Source organism: Flavobacterium sp. PL02, assembly GCF_035013205.1.
Taxonomy (GTDB): domain Bacteria; phylum Bacteroidota; class Bacteroidia; order Flavobacteriales; family Flavobacteriaceae; genus Flavobacterium.
Genome location: NZ_JAYGJP010000011.1, coordinates 106,962 through 126,538, shown reverse-complemented (window position 1 = coordinate 126,538; position 19,577 = coordinate 106,962). Strand labels below are relative to the sequence as shown.

The 19,577-nt window shown below is 32.7% G+C and carries 21 protein-coding genes; 3 read left to right on the top strand and 18 right to left on the bottom strand.

What is annotated here, in order from left to right; translation table 11 throughout:
* Positions 1-41: 41 nt before the first annotated feature.
* The 16 genes from dtd to SHI72_RS21740 form a co-directional block, all read right to left on the bottom strand.
* A complete protein-coding gene (gene dtd / locus SHI72_RS21815; RefSeq protein WP_039117859.1) occupies positions 42-494 on the bottom strand; it encodes a D-aminoacyl-tRNA deacylase in 453 nt (150 codons plus the stop codon).
* Between the two features lie 34 nt (positions 495-528).
* Positions 529-891, bottom strand: coding sequence for a four helix bundle protein (locus tag SHI72_RS21810; RefSeq protein WP_039112911.1), 363 nt, complete (start codon positions 889-891; stop codon positions 529-531).
* A gap of 44 nt (positions 892-935) precedes the next feature.
* Positions 936-1,913 (bottom strand): ribosome small subunit-dependent GTPase A, encoded by a 978-nt coding sequence (gene rsgA / locus SHI72_RS21805; protein WP_039112910.1) that lies wholly within the window; start codon positions 1,911-1,913, stop codon positions 936-938.
* Positions 1,914-2,174: 261 nt separating this feature from the next.
* The gene (locus SHI72_RS21800; protein ID WP_039112909.1) at positions 2,175-3,257 is read right to left on the bottom strand and encodes a bifunctional 3-deoxy-7-phosphoheptulonate synthase/chorismate mutase type II; all 1,083 of its coding nucleotides are present in this window, start codon (positions 3,255-3,257) and stop codon (positions 2,175-2,177) included.
* Positions 3,258-3,263: 6 nt separating this feature from the next.
* Positions 3,264-4,121 carry a prephenate dehydrogenase gene (locus SHI72_RS21795; RefSeq protein ID WP_039117860.1) on the bottom strand — a complete coding sequence of 286 codons (858 nt, stop codon included), beginning with the start codon at positions 4,119-4,121 and terminating at the stop codon, positions 3,264-3,266.
* Positions 4,122-4,315: 194 nt separating this feature from the next.
* On the bottom strand, positions 4,316-5,461 hold the full coding sequence (locus SHI72_RS21790) for a pyridoxal phosphate-dependent aminotransferase (RefSeq protein ID WP_323491389.1): 1,146 nt from the start codon (positions 5,459-5,461) through the stop codon (positions 4,316-4,318).
* A gap of 116 nt (positions 5,462-5,577) precedes the next feature.
* A complete protein-coding gene (locus SHI72_RS21785) occupies positions 5,578-6,405 on the bottom strand; it encodes a prephenate dehydratase (protein WP_323491388.1) in 828 nt (275 codons plus the stop codon).
* Between the two features lie 316 nt (positions 6,406-6,721).
* Positions 6,722-7,120, bottom strand: a complete 399-nt coding sequence (locus tag SHI72_RS21780) for a hypothetical protein (RefSeq protein ID WP_323491387.1) — start codon at positions 7,118-7,120, stop codon at positions 6,722-6,724.
* On the bottom strand, positions 7,121-7,567 hold the full coding sequence (locus tag SHI72_RS21775; protein WP_086895431.1) for a Panacea domain-containing protein: 447 nt from the start codon (positions 7,565-7,567) through the stop codon (positions 7,121-7,123). It abuts the gene before it with no gap.
* A gap of 318 nt (positions 7,568-7,885) precedes the next feature.
* A complete protein-coding gene (locus SHI72_RS21770; protein WP_323491386.1) occupies positions 7,886-8,074 on the bottom strand; it encodes a hypothetical protein in 189 nt (62 codons plus the stop codon).
* The gene (locus SHI72_RS21765; protein WP_039112900.1) at positions 8,074-8,280 is read right to left on the bottom strand and encodes an addiction module protein; all 207 of its coding nucleotides are present in this window, start codon (positions 8,278-8,280) and stop codon (positions 8,074-8,076) included. The genes SHI72_RS21770 and SHI72_RS21765 overlap by 1 nt, the downstream gene beginning before the upstream one ends.
* 294 nt (positions 8,281-8,574) lie before the next feature.
* Entirely contained in the window at positions 8,575-9,744 is a 1,170-nt protein-coding gene (locus SHI72_RS21760) for a DUF1501 domain-containing protein (protein WP_323491385.1), read from the bottom strand.
* A 12-nt stretch (positions 9,745-9,756) separates the two neighbouring features.
* The gene (locus SHI72_RS21755) at positions 9,757-11,154 is read right to left on the bottom strand and encodes a DUF1800 domain-containing protein (RefSeq protein ID WP_323491384.1); all 1,398 of its coding nucleotides are present in this window, start codon (positions 11,152-11,154) and stop codon (positions 9,757-9,759) included.
* A 422-nt stretch (positions 11,155-11,576) separates the two neighbouring features.
* On the bottom strand, positions 11,577-13,976 hold the full coding sequence (locus tag SHI72_RS21750; protein WP_039115926.1) for a ribonucleoside-diphosphate reductase subunit alpha: 2,400 nt from the start codon (positions 13,974-13,976) through the stop codon (positions 11,577-11,579).
* Between the two features lie 281 nt (positions 13,977-14,257).
* A complete protein-coding gene (locus SHI72_RS21745) occupies positions 14,258-15,235 on the bottom strand; it encodes a ribonucleotide-diphosphate reductase subunit beta (RefSeq protein WP_039115924.1) in 978 nt (325 codons plus the stop codon).
* Between the two features lie 342 nt (positions 15,236-15,577).
* Entirely contained in the window at positions 15,578-16,147 is a 570-nt protein-coding gene (locus tag SHI72_RS21740) for a DUF3109 family protein (RefSeq protein ID WP_039115922.1), read from the bottom strand.
* Positions 16,148-16,521: 374 nt separating this feature from the next.
* On the opposite strand from SHI72_RS21740, the gene SHI72_RS21735 reads away from it, so the two are divergent.
* The 3 genes from SHI72_RS21735 to SHI72_RS21725 all read left to right on the top strand — a co-directional run bounded on the left by SHI72_RS21735 (position 16,522) and on the right by SHI72_RS21725 (position 18,038).
* On the top strand, positions 16,522-17,100 hold the full coding sequence (locus SHI72_RS21735; protein WP_039115921.1) for a MarC family protein: 579 nt from the start codon (positions 16,522-16,524) through the stop codon (positions 17,098-17,100).
* A gap of 127 nt (positions 17,101-17,227) precedes the next feature.
* On the top strand, positions 17,228-17,431 hold the full coding sequence (locus tag SHI72_RS21730) for a hypothetical protein (protein WP_039115920.1): 204 nt from the start codon (positions 17,228-17,230) through the stop codon (positions 17,429-17,431).
* Position 17,432: 1 nt separating this feature from the next.
* Positions 17,433-18,038: an FAD-dependent oxidoreductase gene (locus SHI72_RS21725; RefSeq protein WP_323491383.1), complete on the top strand. Its 606-nt coding sequence runs from the start codon at positions 17,433-17,435 to the stop codon at positions 18,036-18,038.
* 815 nt (positions 18,039-18,853) lie between these two features.
* On the opposite strand, the gene SHI72_RS21720 is transcribed toward SHI72_RS21725, so the two are convergent.
* Together SHI72_RS21720 and SHI72_RS21715 are read right to left on the bottom strand one after the other, a co-directional pair.
* Positions 18,854-19,165 (bottom strand): hypothetical protein, encoded by a 312-nt coding sequence (locus SHI72_RS21720; RefSeq protein WP_039115918.1) that lies wholly within the window; start codon positions 19,163-19,165, stop codon positions 18,854-18,856.
* Between the two features lie 45 nt (positions 19,166-19,210).
* Entirely contained in the window at positions 19,211-19,576 is a 366-nt protein-coding gene (locus tag SHI72_RS21715) for a nuclear transport factor 2 family protein (RefSeq protein WP_039115917.1), read from the bottom strand.
* Position 19,577 lies beyond the last annotated feature (1 nt).

Below are 19,577 nucleotides of genomic sequence, written 5' to 3'. Positions count from 1 at the left end.
ATATATCATTTTTAGAAATCTTTAACAAATGTTCGTTCTTTTTACTCTCTATTTTTACTATCTATTATTATTGTTACAGGACCATCATTTAATAGGCTGATTTTCATATCAGCACCAAAAATTCCTGTCTGAATTTTATTTCCAAATTCCTTTTCCAGCGTTGCCACAAAACTTTCATAAAGCGGAATTGCAATATCTGGCTTTGAAGCTTTTATGTAAGACGGACGATTTCCTTTTTTCGTCCCAGCATGAAGTGTAAACTGGCTTACGGCTATAATTTCGCCTTTAATATCCTGAACAGAACAGTTCATGACATCATTTTCGTCACCAAAAATTCTGATTTTGGTTATTTTCCCAGCCAACCAGTCAATATCTTCCTGTGTATCGGCATCTTCAATCCCAACAAAAACAAGTAGCCCTTTTTGGATATCGGCTACTTTATTACCATCAACCACTACCGAGGCTGAAGAAACTCTTTGAAGAACAACTCTCAAAATAATGGTAAATTATAAATGGTTAATTGTGAATTCATTTCGCTTCTATTTTTTGTTTAGTAGTTATTATTATAGAAGCTAAAATTTTATTTATTTCTACAATATCAAATTTTATAGATTTAAATTGAGTTTCATTTAAATAATCTGACTGAAACAACAATTCTAACCAATAATCTGTTTCATTAGCTTCTTTTTGAGCTATTGCAAGCTTATGAATAAAATCTTTTTTACTTTCTGCTTGTTCCGATTCTCGAACTAATGCTCCAATTGATGTACCGCTACGAAGTAATTGTTTACTCAAAATAAACTCTTTCTTTTCTTGATTTAAGAATTGAAATAATTTAATAATTCTTAGGGCAAAGCTAAATGACTTTGTCTTTATTATATTCTCTGCCATAATTCACAATTCACAATTAATAATTCACAATTAATAATTCACAATTATTTCCTCGTCTCATCGCTTGCTGCGCGATCTTCATTATGAATATCTGTACGGTAATGTTCGTCTTCTCCTTCTAGGATTTTAAGATAACTATTATAACGTGACCAAGCAATCTCATCTCTTTCCAGAGCAGCTTTAATAGCACAATGAGGTTCGTCTTTATGTAAACAGTTGTTAAATTTACACTGGTCTTTTAATTTAAAAAACTCAGGAAAATAACCACTAACTTCTTCTTTCTCCATATCGACAATACCAAAACCTTTAATTCCAGGCGTATCAATAATACGAGCACCGAAAGACAAATCAAACATTTCTGCAAATGTTGTTGTATGTTGTCCTTGTTTACTGGCTGTCGAAATCATTTTGGTTTTAAGATGTAAACTAGGTTCCATTGCATTTACAAGAGTCGATTTACCAACTCCAGAGTGTCCTGAGAACATCGTTACTTTACCAATCATCATATCTTTTAATTCCTCAACACCTTTTCCTTCTGTCGATGAAACACGCAAACATTTATATCCTATTTGCTCATATACATACTGCATATACAATTGCTCGTCGAGCGTAGCTTCATCAAAAGTATCGATTTTATTAAAAATCAATATAGTTTCAATTCCATATGCTTCGGCCGTAACCAAGAAACGGTCAATGAAATTAAATGTCGTTGGAGGATTATTGATAGTTACCAATAAAAAAACACAATCAATATTAGACGCAATAATATGCATCTGGTGGGATAAATTCACCGATTTACGAACGATATAATTTTTTCTTTCGTGAATATTATGAATCGTTCCTGTTACAGTATCCGAACTTTCTTCGAGTTCATAATCCACAACATCTCCTACAGCAATAGGATTAGTACTTTTAATACCCTTAATCCTAAACTTTCCTTTCATTCTACACTCTATAAAATCTCCTTTTTCAGATTTTACGGTGTACCAACTTCCTGTAGATTTGTAAACGGTTCCTGTCATTTTTTAATTTTAGATATTCTGATTTTAGATTTTAGATTCAAAACCAAAATCTTTGCAAAGATAAATGATTGTTTTCGTTAAAAGTTCAAAGTCCATTTTTTTTGTAAATCTGTATAAACAAAAAATCTCCATCTCTTAATTAAAAGTGATGAAGATTCTATTTTCGAGAATGATTAACCATTTAAGCGGTATAAGTACATCTAAGTTTAATGCTTACAAACCCTTATCCGAACTCATACCTCTTATATGATTTAAAACGACTTATGCGTTCAATATTCTTTCTTGGTGACTAATACTTTCTTGGTGAATTGCTTTAAACATTTTAAGAACAAATTCTTCCGACAATCCTTTTTTCTCTCCTTCCAGGATCATTTTACCTAGAATTTCGTTCCAACGATTGTTTTGAAGAATAGCAACGTTTGCATCTTTTTTCACCTGACCAATTTCGTCAGCAACCTTCATACGTTTTCCTAATAAGTCTAATAAATTAGCATCAAGAACGTCGATATTAGCTCTTAATTTAGACATTTTCTGGCTGTATTCGTCAGTCTTATCATCAGTCTTTCTTACTCTCAAATCTTTAAAAATTTGTTTCAAAGCATCTGGTGTAACTTGTTGTGCAGCATCACTCCATGCATTATCAGGATCAGTATGAGTTTCGATAATCATACCATCATAATTTAAATCCAAAGCTTCTTGCGTTACTTCAAGAATCATTTTACGATCTCCAGTAATATGAGATGGATCAATGATTAAAGGTAAATCAGGGAATTTATTTTGTAATTCGATAGCAATCTGCCATTCTGGAATGTTTCTGTATTTAGTTTTTTCGTAAGTCGAAAATCCTCTGTGTATTACACCTAGTTTTTCGATTCCCGCCATATGTAAACGTTCAACACCACCTAACCACAAAGATAAATCTGGGTTAACAGGGTTTTTAATCAAAACGATTTTATCAGTTCCTTTAAGAGTATCTGCAATTTCCTGAACTGCAAACGGATTTGCTGTAGTACGAGCACCAACCCATAAAACATCAATATCATGTTCCAAAGCCAATTTACAATGAGCAGCAGTCGCAACTTCAGTTCCCATTAATAAACCAGTTTCTTTTTTAGCTTTTTGTAACCATTTCAAACCAATTTCTCCAACACCTTCAAATCCTCCCGGACGCGTTCTTGGTTTCCAGATTCCAGCTCTGAATATACTTACGTCAGAGTCTTTTAATTCATGAGCAATTTTCAATACTTGTTCTTCAGTTTCAGCACTACAAGGTCCTGCAATTACAAGCGGATGAGTTAAATTGAAATCATTTAACCAATTTCTCATTTCTTTCTTGTTTTCCATTTTTTTTTATTTTTTTATTGTTATTCCGTTTAAGATTTCTTTTATTTTATTCACGCTTTCCATTTCCTCATAAATGGCATTATAATCATCCGCAGCCAGCAAATCTTTAAACTGGGTAAGATTTGATATATATTCTTCCAGGGTTTCGATTACCTGTTTTTTATTCTGTTTAAAAATCGGCGTCCACATTGCTGGAGAACTTTTTGCTAAACGTACAGTGCTTTCAAATCCACTTCCCGCCATATCAAAAATATCCTGTTCGTCTTTCTCCTTATTTATTACCGTTTTACCAAGCATAAATGAGCTTATATGAGATAAATGTGATACATAAGCAATATGTTTATCATGCGATTTTGGCTCCATATATCGTATACGCATTCCAATTGCTGTAAAAAGTTGCAAGGCTTTTTCCTGTAGTTTAAAAGTGGTTTTTTCTACCTCACAAATTATATTCGTTTTCCCTTTAAAAAGACCTTTTATCGCCGCCGAAGGTCCAGAGAATTCCGTTCCCGCAATCGGATGAGTTGCTATAAAGTTTCTTCTTCTTGGGTGATTTGCAACCGCTTCACAAATTGGTTTTTTAGTAGAACCTACTTCAAAAACAATTGTATTTTCACCAATCACATCCAGAACTTTAGGCAAAACAGTAAGCGCAACATCTACAGGAACCGAAACAATTACAAAATCGGCAGTTACCAAATCATCAAAAGTCGACGCTTTATCGATAACACCCAACGCAATTGCTTCTTGTAAGTGCGCTTCGTTATTATCAATTCCGTAAATAGTAGCCTCCGGATATAATTCTTTGATATCTAAAACCATTGAACCTCCTATTAACCCTATTCCTATTACGTGTATGTTCATTTTTATTTTTTATTTAAAGCTAATCCTGCTGTCCGCTGTATCTTTTTCTTTCTAAAGAAGCAAGAAAAAGGATGCCGCTTCCATCAGGGCTAAACTTTTCGTTTTTTCAAGACGTTTGTCATTGCGAGGTACGAAGCAATCACACTAGCAATTGATTCAGCATCAGAGATTGCTTCGTTCCTCGCAATGACAATTTAAAATCTCTCTATTGCCTCTTGTATTTTCTCTTCTTTTACACAAAGTGCAAACCTTATGTATCCTTCTCCATTACTACCAAAAATAGTTCCCGGCGTAATAAAAATATGTTTCTCATATAATATCTGGTCGATAAAATCTTCTGCCGATGCTATACCTTCTGGTAATTTTGCCCAAACAAATAATCCAACTCCCTCAGCATATACTTTACAACCTAGCTTTTCAGCTAGTTTATTGGTTAATTCACGACGGCGTCTGTAAATTACATTTTGCTCTTCAAACCATGATTTATCACAATTTAATGCTGCAACTGCTCCTTTTTGGATTCCGTAGAACATCCCGCTGTCCATATTACTTTTCACTTTCAAGACAGCATCAATAGTTGCAGCGTTTCCTAAAACCATCCCAACTCTCCATCCTGCCATGTTAAAAGTTTTACTCAACGAATTAAGCTCTAATGCTACATCCTTTGCTCCTTCAACCTGTAACAAACTCATTGGTTTATCATTCAAGACAAAACTATACGGATTATCATTAATCAATAAAATGTTATGTCTTTTAGCAAAAGCAACCAATTTTTCAAATAACTCCAAACTTCCTCTTGCTCCAGTTGGCATGTGCGGATAGCCCAACCACATAATCTTTACTTTCGAAAGATCTAATTTCTCTAAAGCTTCAAAATCTGGTTCCCAGTTATTATCCTCTTTCAAATCATAATAAACAGGAACTGCACCAACCAAATTTGTAACCGAAGTATATGTTGGATATCCTGGATTCGGAATTAAAACATGATCTCCCTCATTTAGGAAAGCCAATGAAATATGCATAATTCCTTCTTTCGAACCCATTAATGGTAAAATCTCATTAACAGGATTTAAAGCAACACCATAATTATCCTGATAAAAATCGGCCATTCCTTTTCTCAATTCTGGCAACCCCTGATAACTTTGATATTGATGTGCGTTTTCATCTTGCATTGCCGAAACTACTGCTTCGACAACTGCTTTAGAAGGGTTTAAATCCGGACTTCCAATTCCCATATTAATGATTGACTTTCCTTCAGATTGTAATTGTCTTACTTCTCTAAGCTTCGAAGAAAAGTAGTATTCCTCTACGACATCTAATCTTTTTGCTGTTGTTATCATGGTTCTTTTGTTTTTGCTTTAGGCTTTAAGCCATAAGCTTTATGCTTCCTATTTTATTTTTTTGTCATCCTGAGCGTCCCGAAGGATTGGAATTTGGAATTTGAAAATTCCGTGTTTTATGGTTTTGTATTCTTATATTCTCCTAAAACTTTAAAATACTCAGCCATTATTTCTGTTAATCTTTTTGCTTTAGCATAATCTTCGTAATCTTCAAAAGTTACATCTACAAAAAATGAATATTTCCAAGGTGTCTCAATTTTTGGTAACGATTGAATCTTTGTTAGATTCAGTTTGCAATCGCTCATTACGTTTAAAACTGCTGCCAAACTTCCTCTTTTGTGATTCAGCTCGAATTTAATCGACGCTCTATTGATCTCAGTTGTAGGCAAAAACGAATTCTCTTTCTTGATAATCACAAAACGGGTCATGTTGTTTTTGATTGTTTGAATTTCTGGTGCCAGAATTTCTAAATCATACATTACCGAAGCCGCTTTACTTGCAATTGCTGCAATCCCTTTTAATTGTTTCTCTTGGATTCTTCTTGCTGTTTCGGCAGTATCTTTATCCTCTACCAATTTAATATTTGGATATTTTTTTAGGAAATCCATACATTGTAACAATGCCATTGGGTGCGAATGAACCTCTGTAATATCTTCCATTTTTTGGCCTTTTAATGCCATTAAATTCTGAGCGATATTTAAATAATGCTCGCCAATTATGTGCAAATTGTTCTTATCTATCAAGGCATAATTCGGAATAATTGGTCCCGCAATCGAATTTTCAATCGCCATTACAGCCTGATCTGATTTTCCCGAAAGTACGCTATCAATTAATTCTTCAAATGATAAACATTCGTCAATATCCACGTTTTCAGAGAAATACTCATTCACTACCTGATGATGAAATGAACCTTTAATACCTTGTATTGCAATTTTTGTTGTCATATACTCAAAAAAAAATCCTGATTTGCATCAGGATTGTATATTAGTTTTATTTGTCTTTTAAATTTTCTCAAATAACCATAGCACAATCCTCACTTCTACTAAAGAAGAAATAAAAAGAGTTGCTAAAATAAAAACGGTTGCTTGACATTTTGTTTGTGTTTTTCAATAAATTCTCTGCGAATGTATAAATTATTTTTACTGCACCAAAAAAAATAATGCATTTTATGAAACAAAAAAGGATTTCTTAACAAATAAGCTCAATTTTGTAAGATATTTAAATAAATCAGCCTTAAAATGCGATTTAACCAATTGCTAATTAGTGATTATAGATATCTCCAAACTTCTCTTCCAAGAATATTATATGAAAAACGTTTTGTTTTCTTAAACCCAGAAAAGGTCGATTATCCCCATTTGCTCTAAAAACAATTAAATCTGTTACATCTGGTGAAACAAATTTAGGTAAATCTGGTTTTATTTGTGCTACGGGTATTTTTTCAGTTCCAAAGCCATGTTTTTGGGCCACATTTATCTGACTCCAAGATAAATTAGATAGTTTCTTTAACCTCTCCACAAAGTCCGCATAAAACTTATAATCTTTATTTGGCTCCGTCTGCAAATACTTGAAGCAAAAAATTGGATAGTTTAATTCGGTATTATTTTGATTAGGAACTGTAATTTTACTTTCCTTAATATCTCTCTTTTTAATTTTACCCATCTACTCGATGATTTGAGTTTTAAAATACGCTCTCAACAAGTCATAAGAGATTTCTCCTTGAGGATTTTCATGAAAAATTTTCTTCCATGGTAACTCTGCATGTGTCATTTCCATCAACTTTATAGCAGAAAATTGTCCAAATTCCGTCATTACTTCCTTAAACAATTCATTTTCTTCCTCAGTCAATTCAATAATTTGCACATCTTCGTTTAGCGTTATGGCACCCGAACCAAAATCTTTAAAATGGTCAAACATATCCCTCACAACTGGACCATATTGCCAAGCTTCAAATTCTTCTTCAAATAATTTCTTATCATATACAGCAATAAAAAAACCTTGCATATAATACAGTATTTTTTGCAGTTTTAAGTTAGAAATAATCTCTCCCTGACTAGCGTCTGTGTGTGCAATAATTTTATGTGCAATTTCTAAAACCGGATAACTCATTACTATTGTTTTTTACAAATTTAATCAATTCTTTTCATCCATTTATGGAGCATTATTATTTCATAAATTTTACCTACAAAAGGATTTCCCATAAAAAAAACCATCTTAATGATGGCTTTCTTTATTAATTTACTACAGACAACTTCTGCACATTCACTATTGCATTGTGAAATTTTCATGACACTTAATTGCAAAGAAAATGAGATTTTATAACCTTAGTCTTTTAGACCAGTTTTTAGGAGAACGCGATGTATGAAATACTCCTATAACAACAATTTCATCTTTCTCAAATCGATAATGAATCCCATAAGGGAATCTTTAAATAAATCTGATTTTTACATTTTTATATTTCTTTTGAAAAGCATTCGGGTTTCTTGAGATTTCATCAAGTCCCACTTCCAGACAAAGCTCAAAATCATACGAAAGCCCTATTCTTTGTTCTTCATACCAAATAACAACATCTTCAACATCAAATAACGCTTCTTTAACAAACCTAATCCTACGCATTATCTAATCGATCTTAAATGAGCCTTAACCTCATTCCAAGTATATAACTCAGTTTTCCCCTCTTCTAAATTCTGAATACGAATATCTAATTCCCTCTTCACATCATCAGAAACTTCTAAATTCTCTTTAGAAACACTATCCCATAATTGTTCTGCCAAAACAATTTTTTCTGCATCACTATATTTAGATAAATTTTTAATTTCCATATTTTCAGTATTACTAATATTATCAATGTTACAAATTTAATCAAAATTACGATGCATTGGGTTTAAGAAAAACACGATTTTTTTTCGCCACGAATTCACAAATTAGCACAAATTCATTCTGACTTTGAATATCATTTTCTCAAACTAAAAGGAATGTTTTTACTCCATCTTGTCATTTCTAGGAACGAGAAATCTCCGCAAGAAGCTCGATAAAGATTGACGATTCTGCGAATGGAGTTACTTGTGGAGATTTCTCGTTCCTCGAAATGAAATATTGTGGACAGAAAATAAAACTTACGAGAACAATCCGCCAACAGGCTTATTATTTATTCCAATTTTAGAATAATCAAAATTCATTTTTTGCTGTAATAAGGAAGCATATACACTTCTAAAATCAATTTCATATTTTAAGTCCCCGTTATCCAAATTAGACAAATCTGGATTATTCCCTAAAATTGTTCCTTTATTATTCCCACCTATAATAAACATCGGCGCTGCTGTTCCGTGATCGGTTCCGTTTCCGTTGTCTTTTACTCTTCTTCCAAATTCCGAAAACACAACAACCGTAACATTTTGAAGTAATTGTGCCTGTTTTAAATCCTGATAAAAAGCGTACAAAGCATCATTCAAATCGGATAACTTTTTCTCATGGATCGCAAGCTGATTATCATGTGTGTCAAATCCGCCAAGTGATGTATAATAAACTTTTGAATTTAAATTTCCTTTTATTAATCTACCAATCCATTCTAGATTTTTAGATAATTCTGTTTTAGGATAACTTATTTCAGTTTTAGATTTTGCCAATGCTTTCTGAATTTCATCAGATCCTTCAATAACTGAATTAGCTATTTTTCGAACAAAATCTAATTGCGGATTATTTGACAATGTTACATTCTCTTCTTTATCTGATTTTACCTTAAATCGGTTTGGATCTTTAACTGTGATTGAATTGGGCTCTACTCCTTTCAAAGCCAGATTATCTATTGTGTCCAGATTTATTCCTGCCGTTGCCTGATGTTCTTTACATTGCAAATCCAAATACCGCCCCAACCATCCTTCATTTATATATTTATTAGAATCTGTTGCTGTTTGCCAAATTTCCTGACTACGAAAATGCGACCGAATTGGCTCTGGATAACCTACATTCTGAATTACCGTTAAATCTCCATTTTGCTGCATTTGAGCAAAATCTTTCAAAGAAGGATGAAATGCCATTCCTTTATTCTTCCCAACTACAACATCTTTATTCAAAGCAATTTTTGTCCTCAAATCATAATACAACGGATTATCGTACGGAATAAAAGTATTCAATCCGTCATTCCCTCCATTAAGCTGAACAAATACAACACATTGCTCCCCAATTACCAAACTATTTTGAGAACCATAAGCATGCAAAAAATCAGGAAGTAAAAGCATTCCACCAGTAAACGTCCCTGTTATCGATATAAAATTCCTTCTGTTCATAACTTTAAACTTCTAGATTAATTGATATTCTGGCAACTTTGTAATGTAATTAAACAGTCTGATTACTGCATAATTGGCATGAGAATCCTTCGGATCAAAATCATATTTAAGTAAATCCTCCATGTCTTTTTGTACCGATTCATCTACTTTAAATAATAACCTGTTAGACAATTCGGTGATAATTGTTTTATTACTCCCATTAGAATCAAAATCTATTTTGACATCAATTTTATCAAATTCTGCCTTCGGCTTCTCACTTTCACCACTCATTGTATTCAGTACTTTTTTCGTAATACTTCTTCCGCTACAAAGTAAATCTGAGCTGTTATTTCGTTGCAAATAAACCTGAGAAGTCAGCCATGAATTTCCGCCATCCCAACCTTTTACATTCACCTGATTATATAAATCCATTCCTTGCTGTTTCAAAAAGAACATAACCATACCGTCATCGAGATCATCAATATGTAATTCTTCTAGGAGTTGTAAAATATATACTAACGGATCTTTTATTTTGGTTCCGGAAACATCTTTACCATATTCTTCGGTAAAAATTTTAGTTAGCAACGGTTCTATTTCAAACTTCACTTTCCTAAAATAATCGCCATAATAGGTCACTAATTCTTCTGACGGATTATCATAAATAAACCATTTCAGAATTTTTCGGGTAATCAAATACGGAATACTTTTTTGTTCAAAAATTATATCAACTAAATCATCTGCTTTCCAATTTCCCGTTTTTCCAAAATACGTCTTATCGGTATCATCTTCTGCAAAGCGCCTGTAAACCGCACCATCATCTCCATAATTAAGTCCAGCCAAAGCTCTTGCTCCGTTTTTAACATCGTTTTCAGAATAATTCCCAATTCCAATTGTAAACAATTCAAGTAATTCGCGACTTAGATTTTCGTTATATTTCCCTTTTTTATTATCAACATTATCCAAGTACCTCACCATTGCATTCGATTTTATGATTTGCTTAGTGAGTTCTTTGAAGTTCCCGAAAGCATGCTCACGCAAAATCATATTGTGCTGGTAAATCCAGTAATTAACTTTTACTTTTTGAGAAGTAGATACGAAGTGATTGTGCCAGAAGCAAACCATGTTTTCGCGTAACGGAAATTCATCGTTTCGCATTTTGGCAATCCACCATTTTTTTAATTCAACCGCCGAATAGATTTCTTTTTTAAAAGCTTTCTTTTTAGCTTCTGAGTCAGCCGTTTTTATAGATTCGCGTAGTTCTTTAAGTTCTACAAGTGTTTTGGGATCATCGTCTAAAAAAGCAGGAAGTTGTTTGTCGAATTTTGAATCATAGGAATGCTTTAGAAATTTTTCTAATCCTAGTTTTTCAATCTTATCAGATTCTTTACCTGAAAAACCCAATCGTAACGACCAAACATTGCTTTTTTTCATAACGCAGGAATTTATTTGAGAATAAGACTTTGTTTTTTTTAAAAGGTTTAAAAAGGAGGTTCTGAGATTCTTAGTTGCTAAGCTTCTAAGATTAAAAACGCTATTTATAGATTCAATATTGCCCTTGAGGAAATTGAGTATTTACTCTATATTTATTGATACTCTCTACAAGTTTGCCTTTCTTCTGGCATAAAAGCTATTTCGCAAAGTTTCGCAAAGAAGAGCCACGAAGAATCGCAAAGTTTTTTCTCAATCTTGTCTTTCCTGACGATGAAGGACAAGATTGGCGAGCTACTCGTGGAGATCTCTCATTCTTCGAGATGACAAGTTTGGGCAAAAAAAAAGCAGCTATCATAATGACAACCGCTTTCTATTAACTAAGAATAAAATCTTTATTCTATTTTTTATCTTCTAAAAAAAGATTAAGAACCACACATTTCGCAATCGTCTGGATCTCCTGCTTGTGCTTTTAGCAACATTGCTTTGTAATCCTCAACACTAATTGATTCTGTTTCTGGAACCAAAGCTGCTGCTGGCGCATCTTCTTCTTTTTTATCGTTGTTTAATGTAAATTTAATTGCATCTACAGCCGATTTGGTACGTAGGTAATACATTCCTGTTTTTAAACCTGATTGCCAAGCATAAAAGTGCATTGATGTAAGTTTAGAATAATTTGCATCTTGCATAAACAAGTTTAATGATTGCGATTGATCTATAAAGTAACCTCTTTGGCGTGACATATCGATAATATCTTTCATCGACATTTCCCAAACAGTTTTATAAAGATCTTTTAAGTCTTGCGGGATAATATCAATGTTTTGAACTGATCCGTTATGACGCATGATTTCTTGCTTCAATGTTTCGTTCCACAATCCAAGTTTTACTAAATCTTCTAGTAAGTGTTTGTTTACAACGATAAATTCTCCAGATAATACACGACGTGTGTAAATATTAGAAGTATAAGGCTCGAAAGCTTCATTGTTTCCTAAAATTTGAGAAGTCGAAGCTGTTGGCATCGGAGCAACCAATAATGAGTTACGAACTCCATGTTCCATTACTTCTTTACGTAACGAAGCCCAGTCCCAACGTCCTGATAATTCTTCGTCTTTCATTCCCCACATATTGTATTGGAATTCTCCTTGTGACATTGGAGATCCTGCAAATGTAGAATACGGTCCTTCTTCCTGAGCCATTTCCATAGATGCGGTTACAGCTGCAAAGTATAATGTTTCGAAAATTTCCTGGTTTAATTTCTTAGCCTCATCACTTGTAAACGGCATACGCAACAAGATAAAAGCATCTGCTAATCCTTGCACACCAAGTCCTACCGGACGGTGACGCATATTAGAATTCTCAGCTTCTTTTACTGGATAGTAGTTTCTGTCGATTACTTTGTTTAAGTTACGTGTTACACGTTTTGTAACGTTGTAAAGCGCTTCGTGATCAAATTTCCCGTTCTCGATAAACATTGGCAACGAAATAGAAGCCAGGTTACAAACTGCGATTTCATCTTTAGATGTGAACTCCATAATCTCAGTACACAAGTTTGAAGACCGAATTGTTCCTAAGTTCTTGTGGTTAGATTTACGGTTTGCTGCATCTTTGTACAACATATACGGTGTTCCGGTCTCGATTTGTGATTCAAGGATTTTCTCCCATAATTCACGAGCGCGGATTGTTTTTCTTCCTTTTCCTCTAAATTCATAGTCAAGGTACATTGTTTCGAATTCTTCTCCGTAAACATCATATAACCCAGGACATTCGTTAGGGCACATTAATGTCCAAGAAGCATCTTCTTGTACACGTCTCATGAATAAATCAGAAGTCCACATTGCGAAGAATAAATCTCTCGCACGCATTTCTTCTTTTCCTGTATTTTTCTTTAAATCCAAAAATTCAAAGATATCTGCATGCCAGGTTTCGATATAAATCGCAAAACTTCCTTTACGTTTTCCTCCACCTTGATCTACATAACGTGCTGTATCATTAAATACTCTCAACATAGGAACAATTCCGTTTGAAGTTCCGTTAGTTCCACGAATGTAAGAACCTGTAGCGCGTACATTATGAATAGAAAGTCCGATTCCTCCAGCCGATTGAGAAATTTTAGCTGTTTGTTTTAACGTATCATAAATCCCATCGATACTATCGTCTTGCATTGCAAGAAGGAAACAAGATGACATTTGAGGTTTTGGTGTTCCTGCATTAAACAATGTAGGTGTTGCATGGGTAAAGAATTTCTTCGACATTAAGTCGTATGTTTCCATTACCGATTTTAAATCATCAAGGTGAATACCTACAGACACACGCATTAACATATGTTGTGGTCTCTCGACAATCTTACCATTTATTTTAAGCAAATACGAACGCTCCAGGGTTTTAAAACCAAAGTAGTCGTAATTAAAATCTCTTGTGTATATGATATGCGAATCTAAAAACTCAGCATTTTCCTGAATTACTTTAAATACTTCATCCGAAAGAAGTGGTGCTTCTTGACCATTTCTTGGATTTACGTAGTTATACATATCCTTCATCGTTTCTGAGAACGATTTTTTAGTATTAGAGTGTAAGTTTGAAATTGCAATACGAGCAGCCAATTGAGCATAATCCGGATGTGCAATCGTCATTGAAGCCGCAGTTTCGGCAGCAAGATTATCTAGTTCCGAAGTCGAAACACCATCATACAATCCCTCGATAACGCGCATAGCTACCTTAACAGGATCTACAAGTTCATTTAACCCGTAACACAATTTTTTGATTCTTTCTGTAATCTTATCAAACATTACGGGCTCTTTGTGGCCATCTCTTTTTACTACATACATAAGCTTACCTTTATAATTATTATTGAAAAAATGAAAGCATAGAGGACGAACCTCTATACTTAAACATTGCGTGTTTTTATATTAATTTGGAAATTAGTAGATTTCCAATAGTTACCCTCTCCCCAACCTGGTATATAGGCTGAAAATTAGTCAGTGATAGTGTCGAATCTACGATTTGGGGGAAATCAGATTCAACTTTTAAATTGTCTAGTTATAGAAACCTACGTTTCTTAATTTTTTGTTTTTTGAGCGTCGTGGTAATCGCTAAAATGCTTTGTTGTCTAAAAATCTGCATCGAATGAAATTTTTTGAGCATCACTATCTGTGTTCATCACACCTGATTTTTGATACTCTGCAACACGTTTTTCAAAGAAATTGGTTTTTCCCTGAAGTGAAATCATATCCATAAAGTCAAACGGATTTGCTGAACCGTAAACACGGTCACATCCTAATTCAACAAGTAGTCTATCGGCAACAAATTCTAAATATTGTGTCATTAAGACAGCATTCATACCAATTAAACTTACTGGAAGAGATTCTGTAACAAACTCTCTTTCGATGTTTAAAGCATCAACGATAATTTCTTTAATTCTATCTTTTGGAACTTTGTTAATTAAATGGTGGTTGTGTAAATGCACTGCAAAATCGCAATGAACTCCTTCGTCGCGAGAAATTAACTCGTTTGAGAAAGTTAATCCTGGCATTAGTCCACGTTTTTTCAACCAATAAATAGAACAAAAAGCTCCTGAAAAGAAGATTCCTTCTACAGCTGCAAAAGCAATTAAACGCTCTGCAAATGAATCTGATTCAATCCATTTTAAAGCCCATTTTGCTTTTTTAGCAATTGCTGGAAAAACATCTAATGCATTAAATAGATCATCTTTCTCTGCTTCGTCTTTTACGTAAGTATCAATTAATAATGAATACGTTTCACTATGAATGTTTTCCATCATAATTTGGAATCCGTAAAAAAACTTTGCTTCTGCATATTGTACTTCGTTTACAAAATTCTCAGCAAGATTTTCGTTTACGATTCCATCAGATGCAGCAAAGAATGCTAATATATGTTTGATAAAGTATCTTTCGTCGTCAGATAACTTATTATTCCAATCATTTAAGTCTTGGTGCAAATCAATTTCTTCAGCAGTCCAAAAACTAGCTTCCATTTTTTTGTACCATTCCCAGATATCATGATGTTTGATAGGAAAAATTACGAAACGGTTCTTATTTTCTTGTAAAATTGGTTCGACTTGTGACATTATAGTTGTGTTTTATTTTAAATATTTTCAATAGATTTTCATCCATTTCTGTAGACTACAAAGATTGTCATTTGTTGGCTAAAATAAAAGTCAAACTTATTCACAATCGAGTCTAGTTTTTAACAAAGGGACAAAAACAGAATAATTTTCATACAATTGTTAACATTCTGAAAATTAGACAGTTAAATCTGTCCAAATTCACGTTAGCAAGCGTAAAATATAGGATTTTTGAAATAAAATGCAAGACTTTTTTATAATTTTTAAAAATCTTTTTTCAGATCATTTGCAATAATTTTTACTGCAATATCAGCATTGTTTTCTTGTAAAAAAAATGGGATGTTTTTAAGAGCGTTTCATGTCTTGTGCAACTTTATCAAGTTCCATATACCAATCTTCTCCAAACTTGCGAATTAACGCTTCTTTTACAAATTTATAGACTGGAACCTCAAGCTCCTGACCTAAAGAACAGGCAGCATCACAAATATCCCATTTGTCATAATTAACTGCCGCAAACTCGGTAAAATCTTTTACTCGGATTGGGTATAGATGGCAAGAAACTGGTTTTTTCCAAGTTACGATTCCCTGATTATAGGCTTGCTCAATACCACAAAGCGCAGTTTTACCATCAAAGATTACATAGGCGCAATCTTTATTATCAATTAATGGTGTTTCCAGATCACCATCTGTACCTTTTACCCAAGTTCCTTGCGCTTCGATAGCTGCAATTCCTTCTTTGCGTAAAAACGGCTTAACTTTAGGATATATTTCTTCTAATATCTTTGTTTCTTCTTCGCTTAGCGGAGCCCCAGCATCACCATCAACACAGCAAGCACCTTTACAAGCTGATAAATTGCAAACAAATTCTTTTTCAAGAATATCTTCCGAAACGATGGTTTTCCCTAATTGAAACATGATAATAAAATACTGAAATTTATAAAGTGCAAAGATAGGCAAAGAAAACAGATGAAATGAGATTAAATTTTTACTGCAGAATGTGTTGAAATTTAACCCCAAAGTTTTTTTTTCGTCAACAAAAGCAACGAAAAATTAAATTTTAGAAGACATATCGAAACCTTTTCAAAACTCTACCAGACATTCTCGCTCGTGGGTTTACCGAAAATCTTTGCGAATCCTTGAAGTAAAAACAAAATTTTGTTATAAAAATCATTATTTTACACAACAACACGTGTTTTTATAACAAAAATACACTATTACTAATTTCTTATGAAAAAGCCCTAACTTTATTATCTAACTTTGCACATCTTTAAACACTAAATCAAAAAATTATGCTAGAAATTGATTTTAAGGAAATTATCACTGTCGGGATGGTGTTATTTGCAGTAATTGATATTGTGGGCTCTATCCCAATCATTGTTAATTTAAGATCAAAAGTCGGGCATATCGAATCTGAAAAAGCCTCAATAGTAGCTGGTCTTATCATGATTATTTTCCTTTTTATCGGAGAAGGTTTTCTTAAAATAATTGGTATCGATGTTCACTCTTTTGCTGTAGCAGGATCTTTTGTTTTATTCTTCTTAGCCTTAGAGATGATTCTTGGTATACACATATATCGTAACGAAGAAGCAAGCTCTGCTTCAATTGTTCCATTAGCATTTCCGTTAATAGCCGGAGCAGGCACAATGACAACTTTATTATCCTTGCGTTCTCAATTTCATACTATAAATATAGTTATCGCAATTATACTTAATATTATCTTGGTATATATCGTTCTAAAATCTTCTTCTAAGATCGAAAAATTACTTGGTGAGAATGGACTTGGCGTAGTTCGTAAGACTTTTGGTGTAGTCCTTTTGGCCATTGCTGTTAAATTATTTGCAGCTAATGTTAAAGGTTTGTTTGTCTAAAATTAATTTTCATAAATTTACCCCCTCAGAAATACTTAAATACCAGAATATTCGTTTTAGGGATCCAAAAAACAACGTTTCAGTATTTATCTATTTCTCTTAATAGTTAGAAATAAATAATAGTCCTATGAAAATTTTTACTTCCATATTAGTGCTTTTAGCATTAGCTTTGATTATTTTCAATATTACTTTGCTTGACTTTCAGAATCCTTTACAAGGAGATAGCATGGTAGCTTTTATTGGAATCGCTGCTTCATTTTGCGCTGTACTAATTCTTTTAATTTTTAGAGTTTCTAAAAAAATAGAAGAAAAGATGAACGATCAACAATAATATGTTTGACGTTTTAATTATTGGCGGAGGGGTATCAAGTATGTCCTGTGCACTTGTTTTAGGATCTGCACAAAATAAACCTTTTGCTATTGACAAAAAAATTGGGGTTTTTACTCACCAAAAAAACTCTTCTCTTCAAGAAGCTCTTTTTAATAATGCTTATGGTATTGCTCCTGGAAAATTAGGTTCTGAATTATTATCTGAAAGTACCGAACATTTAAGCCAAGCGTATCCGCATATTGAGCAAATCCCAAATGAGAAAGTAATAAAAATAGAAGGTGAATATCCTGATTTTTTAATTACTACAAACAGAAGCTCATATAAAACTAAAATGATAGTTGTAGGGATTGGTTCTGCAAATACTTTTGCTATAGAAGGCTTGATGCAATATATCGAACCTCATAAAAAAGCGCTTCCCGAAAAACAACGAATTCAGTTAAAAAACATCGACCATAAAGTTGCCGAAGGTATTTACGTAATTGGTACTCTGGCTGGCTGGAGAAGCCAACTTGCAATTGCTGCCGGAAGTGGAGCTGCCGTTGCAACGGATATCTTAACGGTATGGAATAACGGCGTGCAAACTCATGCTCACGACAGTACTCGCTAACTTTTAAAACATCAGTTTTTTTTTATTTTACCATTAAGAAATTAAGAAAAGTTAAGCTTGGGTTTAAATATTTTAAGCTTTAATAGCAAAATCTAAAAACATCAAATTTTTTATTTTGAACCATTAAGAGATTAAGAAAGTTAAGCTTGGGTTTAAATAATTCAAACTTTAATAGCAAAATCTAAAACATCAGTTTTTTATTTTAAACCATTAAGAGATTAAGAAAAATTAAGCTTGGGTTTAAACAATTCAAACTTTAATAGTAAAATTTAAAACATCAGTTTTTTTATTTTAAACCACTAAGAGATTAAGAAAATTAAGCTTGGATTTAAATAATTTAAGTTTCAATAGCAAAATCTAAAACATCAGTTTTTTTTTATTTTAAACCATTAAGAGATTAAGAAAAATTAAGCTTGGGTTTAAATAATTTAAGCTTTAATAGTAAAATCTAAAACATCAGTTTTTTTTTTATTTTAAACCATTAAGAGATTAAGAAGAATTAAGCTTGAGTTTAAATAATCCAGACCTTAATAGCAAAATCTAAAACATCAGTTTTTTATTTTAAACTATTAAGAGATTAAGAAAAGTTAAGCTTTGGTTTAAATAATTTAAGCTTTAATAGCAAAATCTAAAAACATCAAGTTTTTTATTTTAAACCATTAAGAGATTAAGAAAAATTAAGTTTTAGACACTTTACAGACTTAATCTCTTAAATAGTAAAAAAAGAAAAACCATTAGACTAAGCTTAATAAACTTAATGTCTTAATGGTTCAAAAATCTTAATATTTCAACAATTTTAATGCTTTAGCATTAACTTATTTTACAGAAACAATCTCTTTTACTTTTATATGTTTCTCGGTATCAGCTTTCCAGATTTCTCCTTTTAAAGAAACCTCATCTCCTTCTTTTAGTTTCTTATAATTTTCAGGACCGCCCACATTTACAATGCTTATTGTAGCATAGTAAATTTCGTTTTTCTCCGTCTTTACTTTTGCAGTATAACCGTCTTTACCAAACTCGATAGATTCTACTTTTCCTGAAATCGTATTTTTATCTTTCATACATGCACAAGAAATTACAAAAACCATTAAGACTAACAGAAAACTTATTCTTTTTAAATTTTTCATGTTTATTATTTAACTGTGAAGTTCGCTAAGTTAAACTCATTAATTCTATTTTAATTGTATGCAACTACCTGCAATAACTTTTAAATTGTCATCAAATTGTTTCCAAACTCTTATATATCTAAAAACACCATCTATAGGATCATTATCATATTTCCCTTTTAGCAAAATAGTAACTCCAACGACTGCTGAATCATCAATTACATTAATAATTTGATCTGAAGCTTCCAGAACATCTATTTTAATTTTACCTGAGCGATAGGTATCTAAATCGAATTCCTTAGTGATCGTTTGCCCATCTGGTAAGTTAAACAATAAATCATCATGTAGAATCTTTTCCAGAGCTAGAACATCTGCATTTTTAATAGCAGCTAAAAGCTCAATTTCGGCATTTACAATAGTCTTTACTTCCATT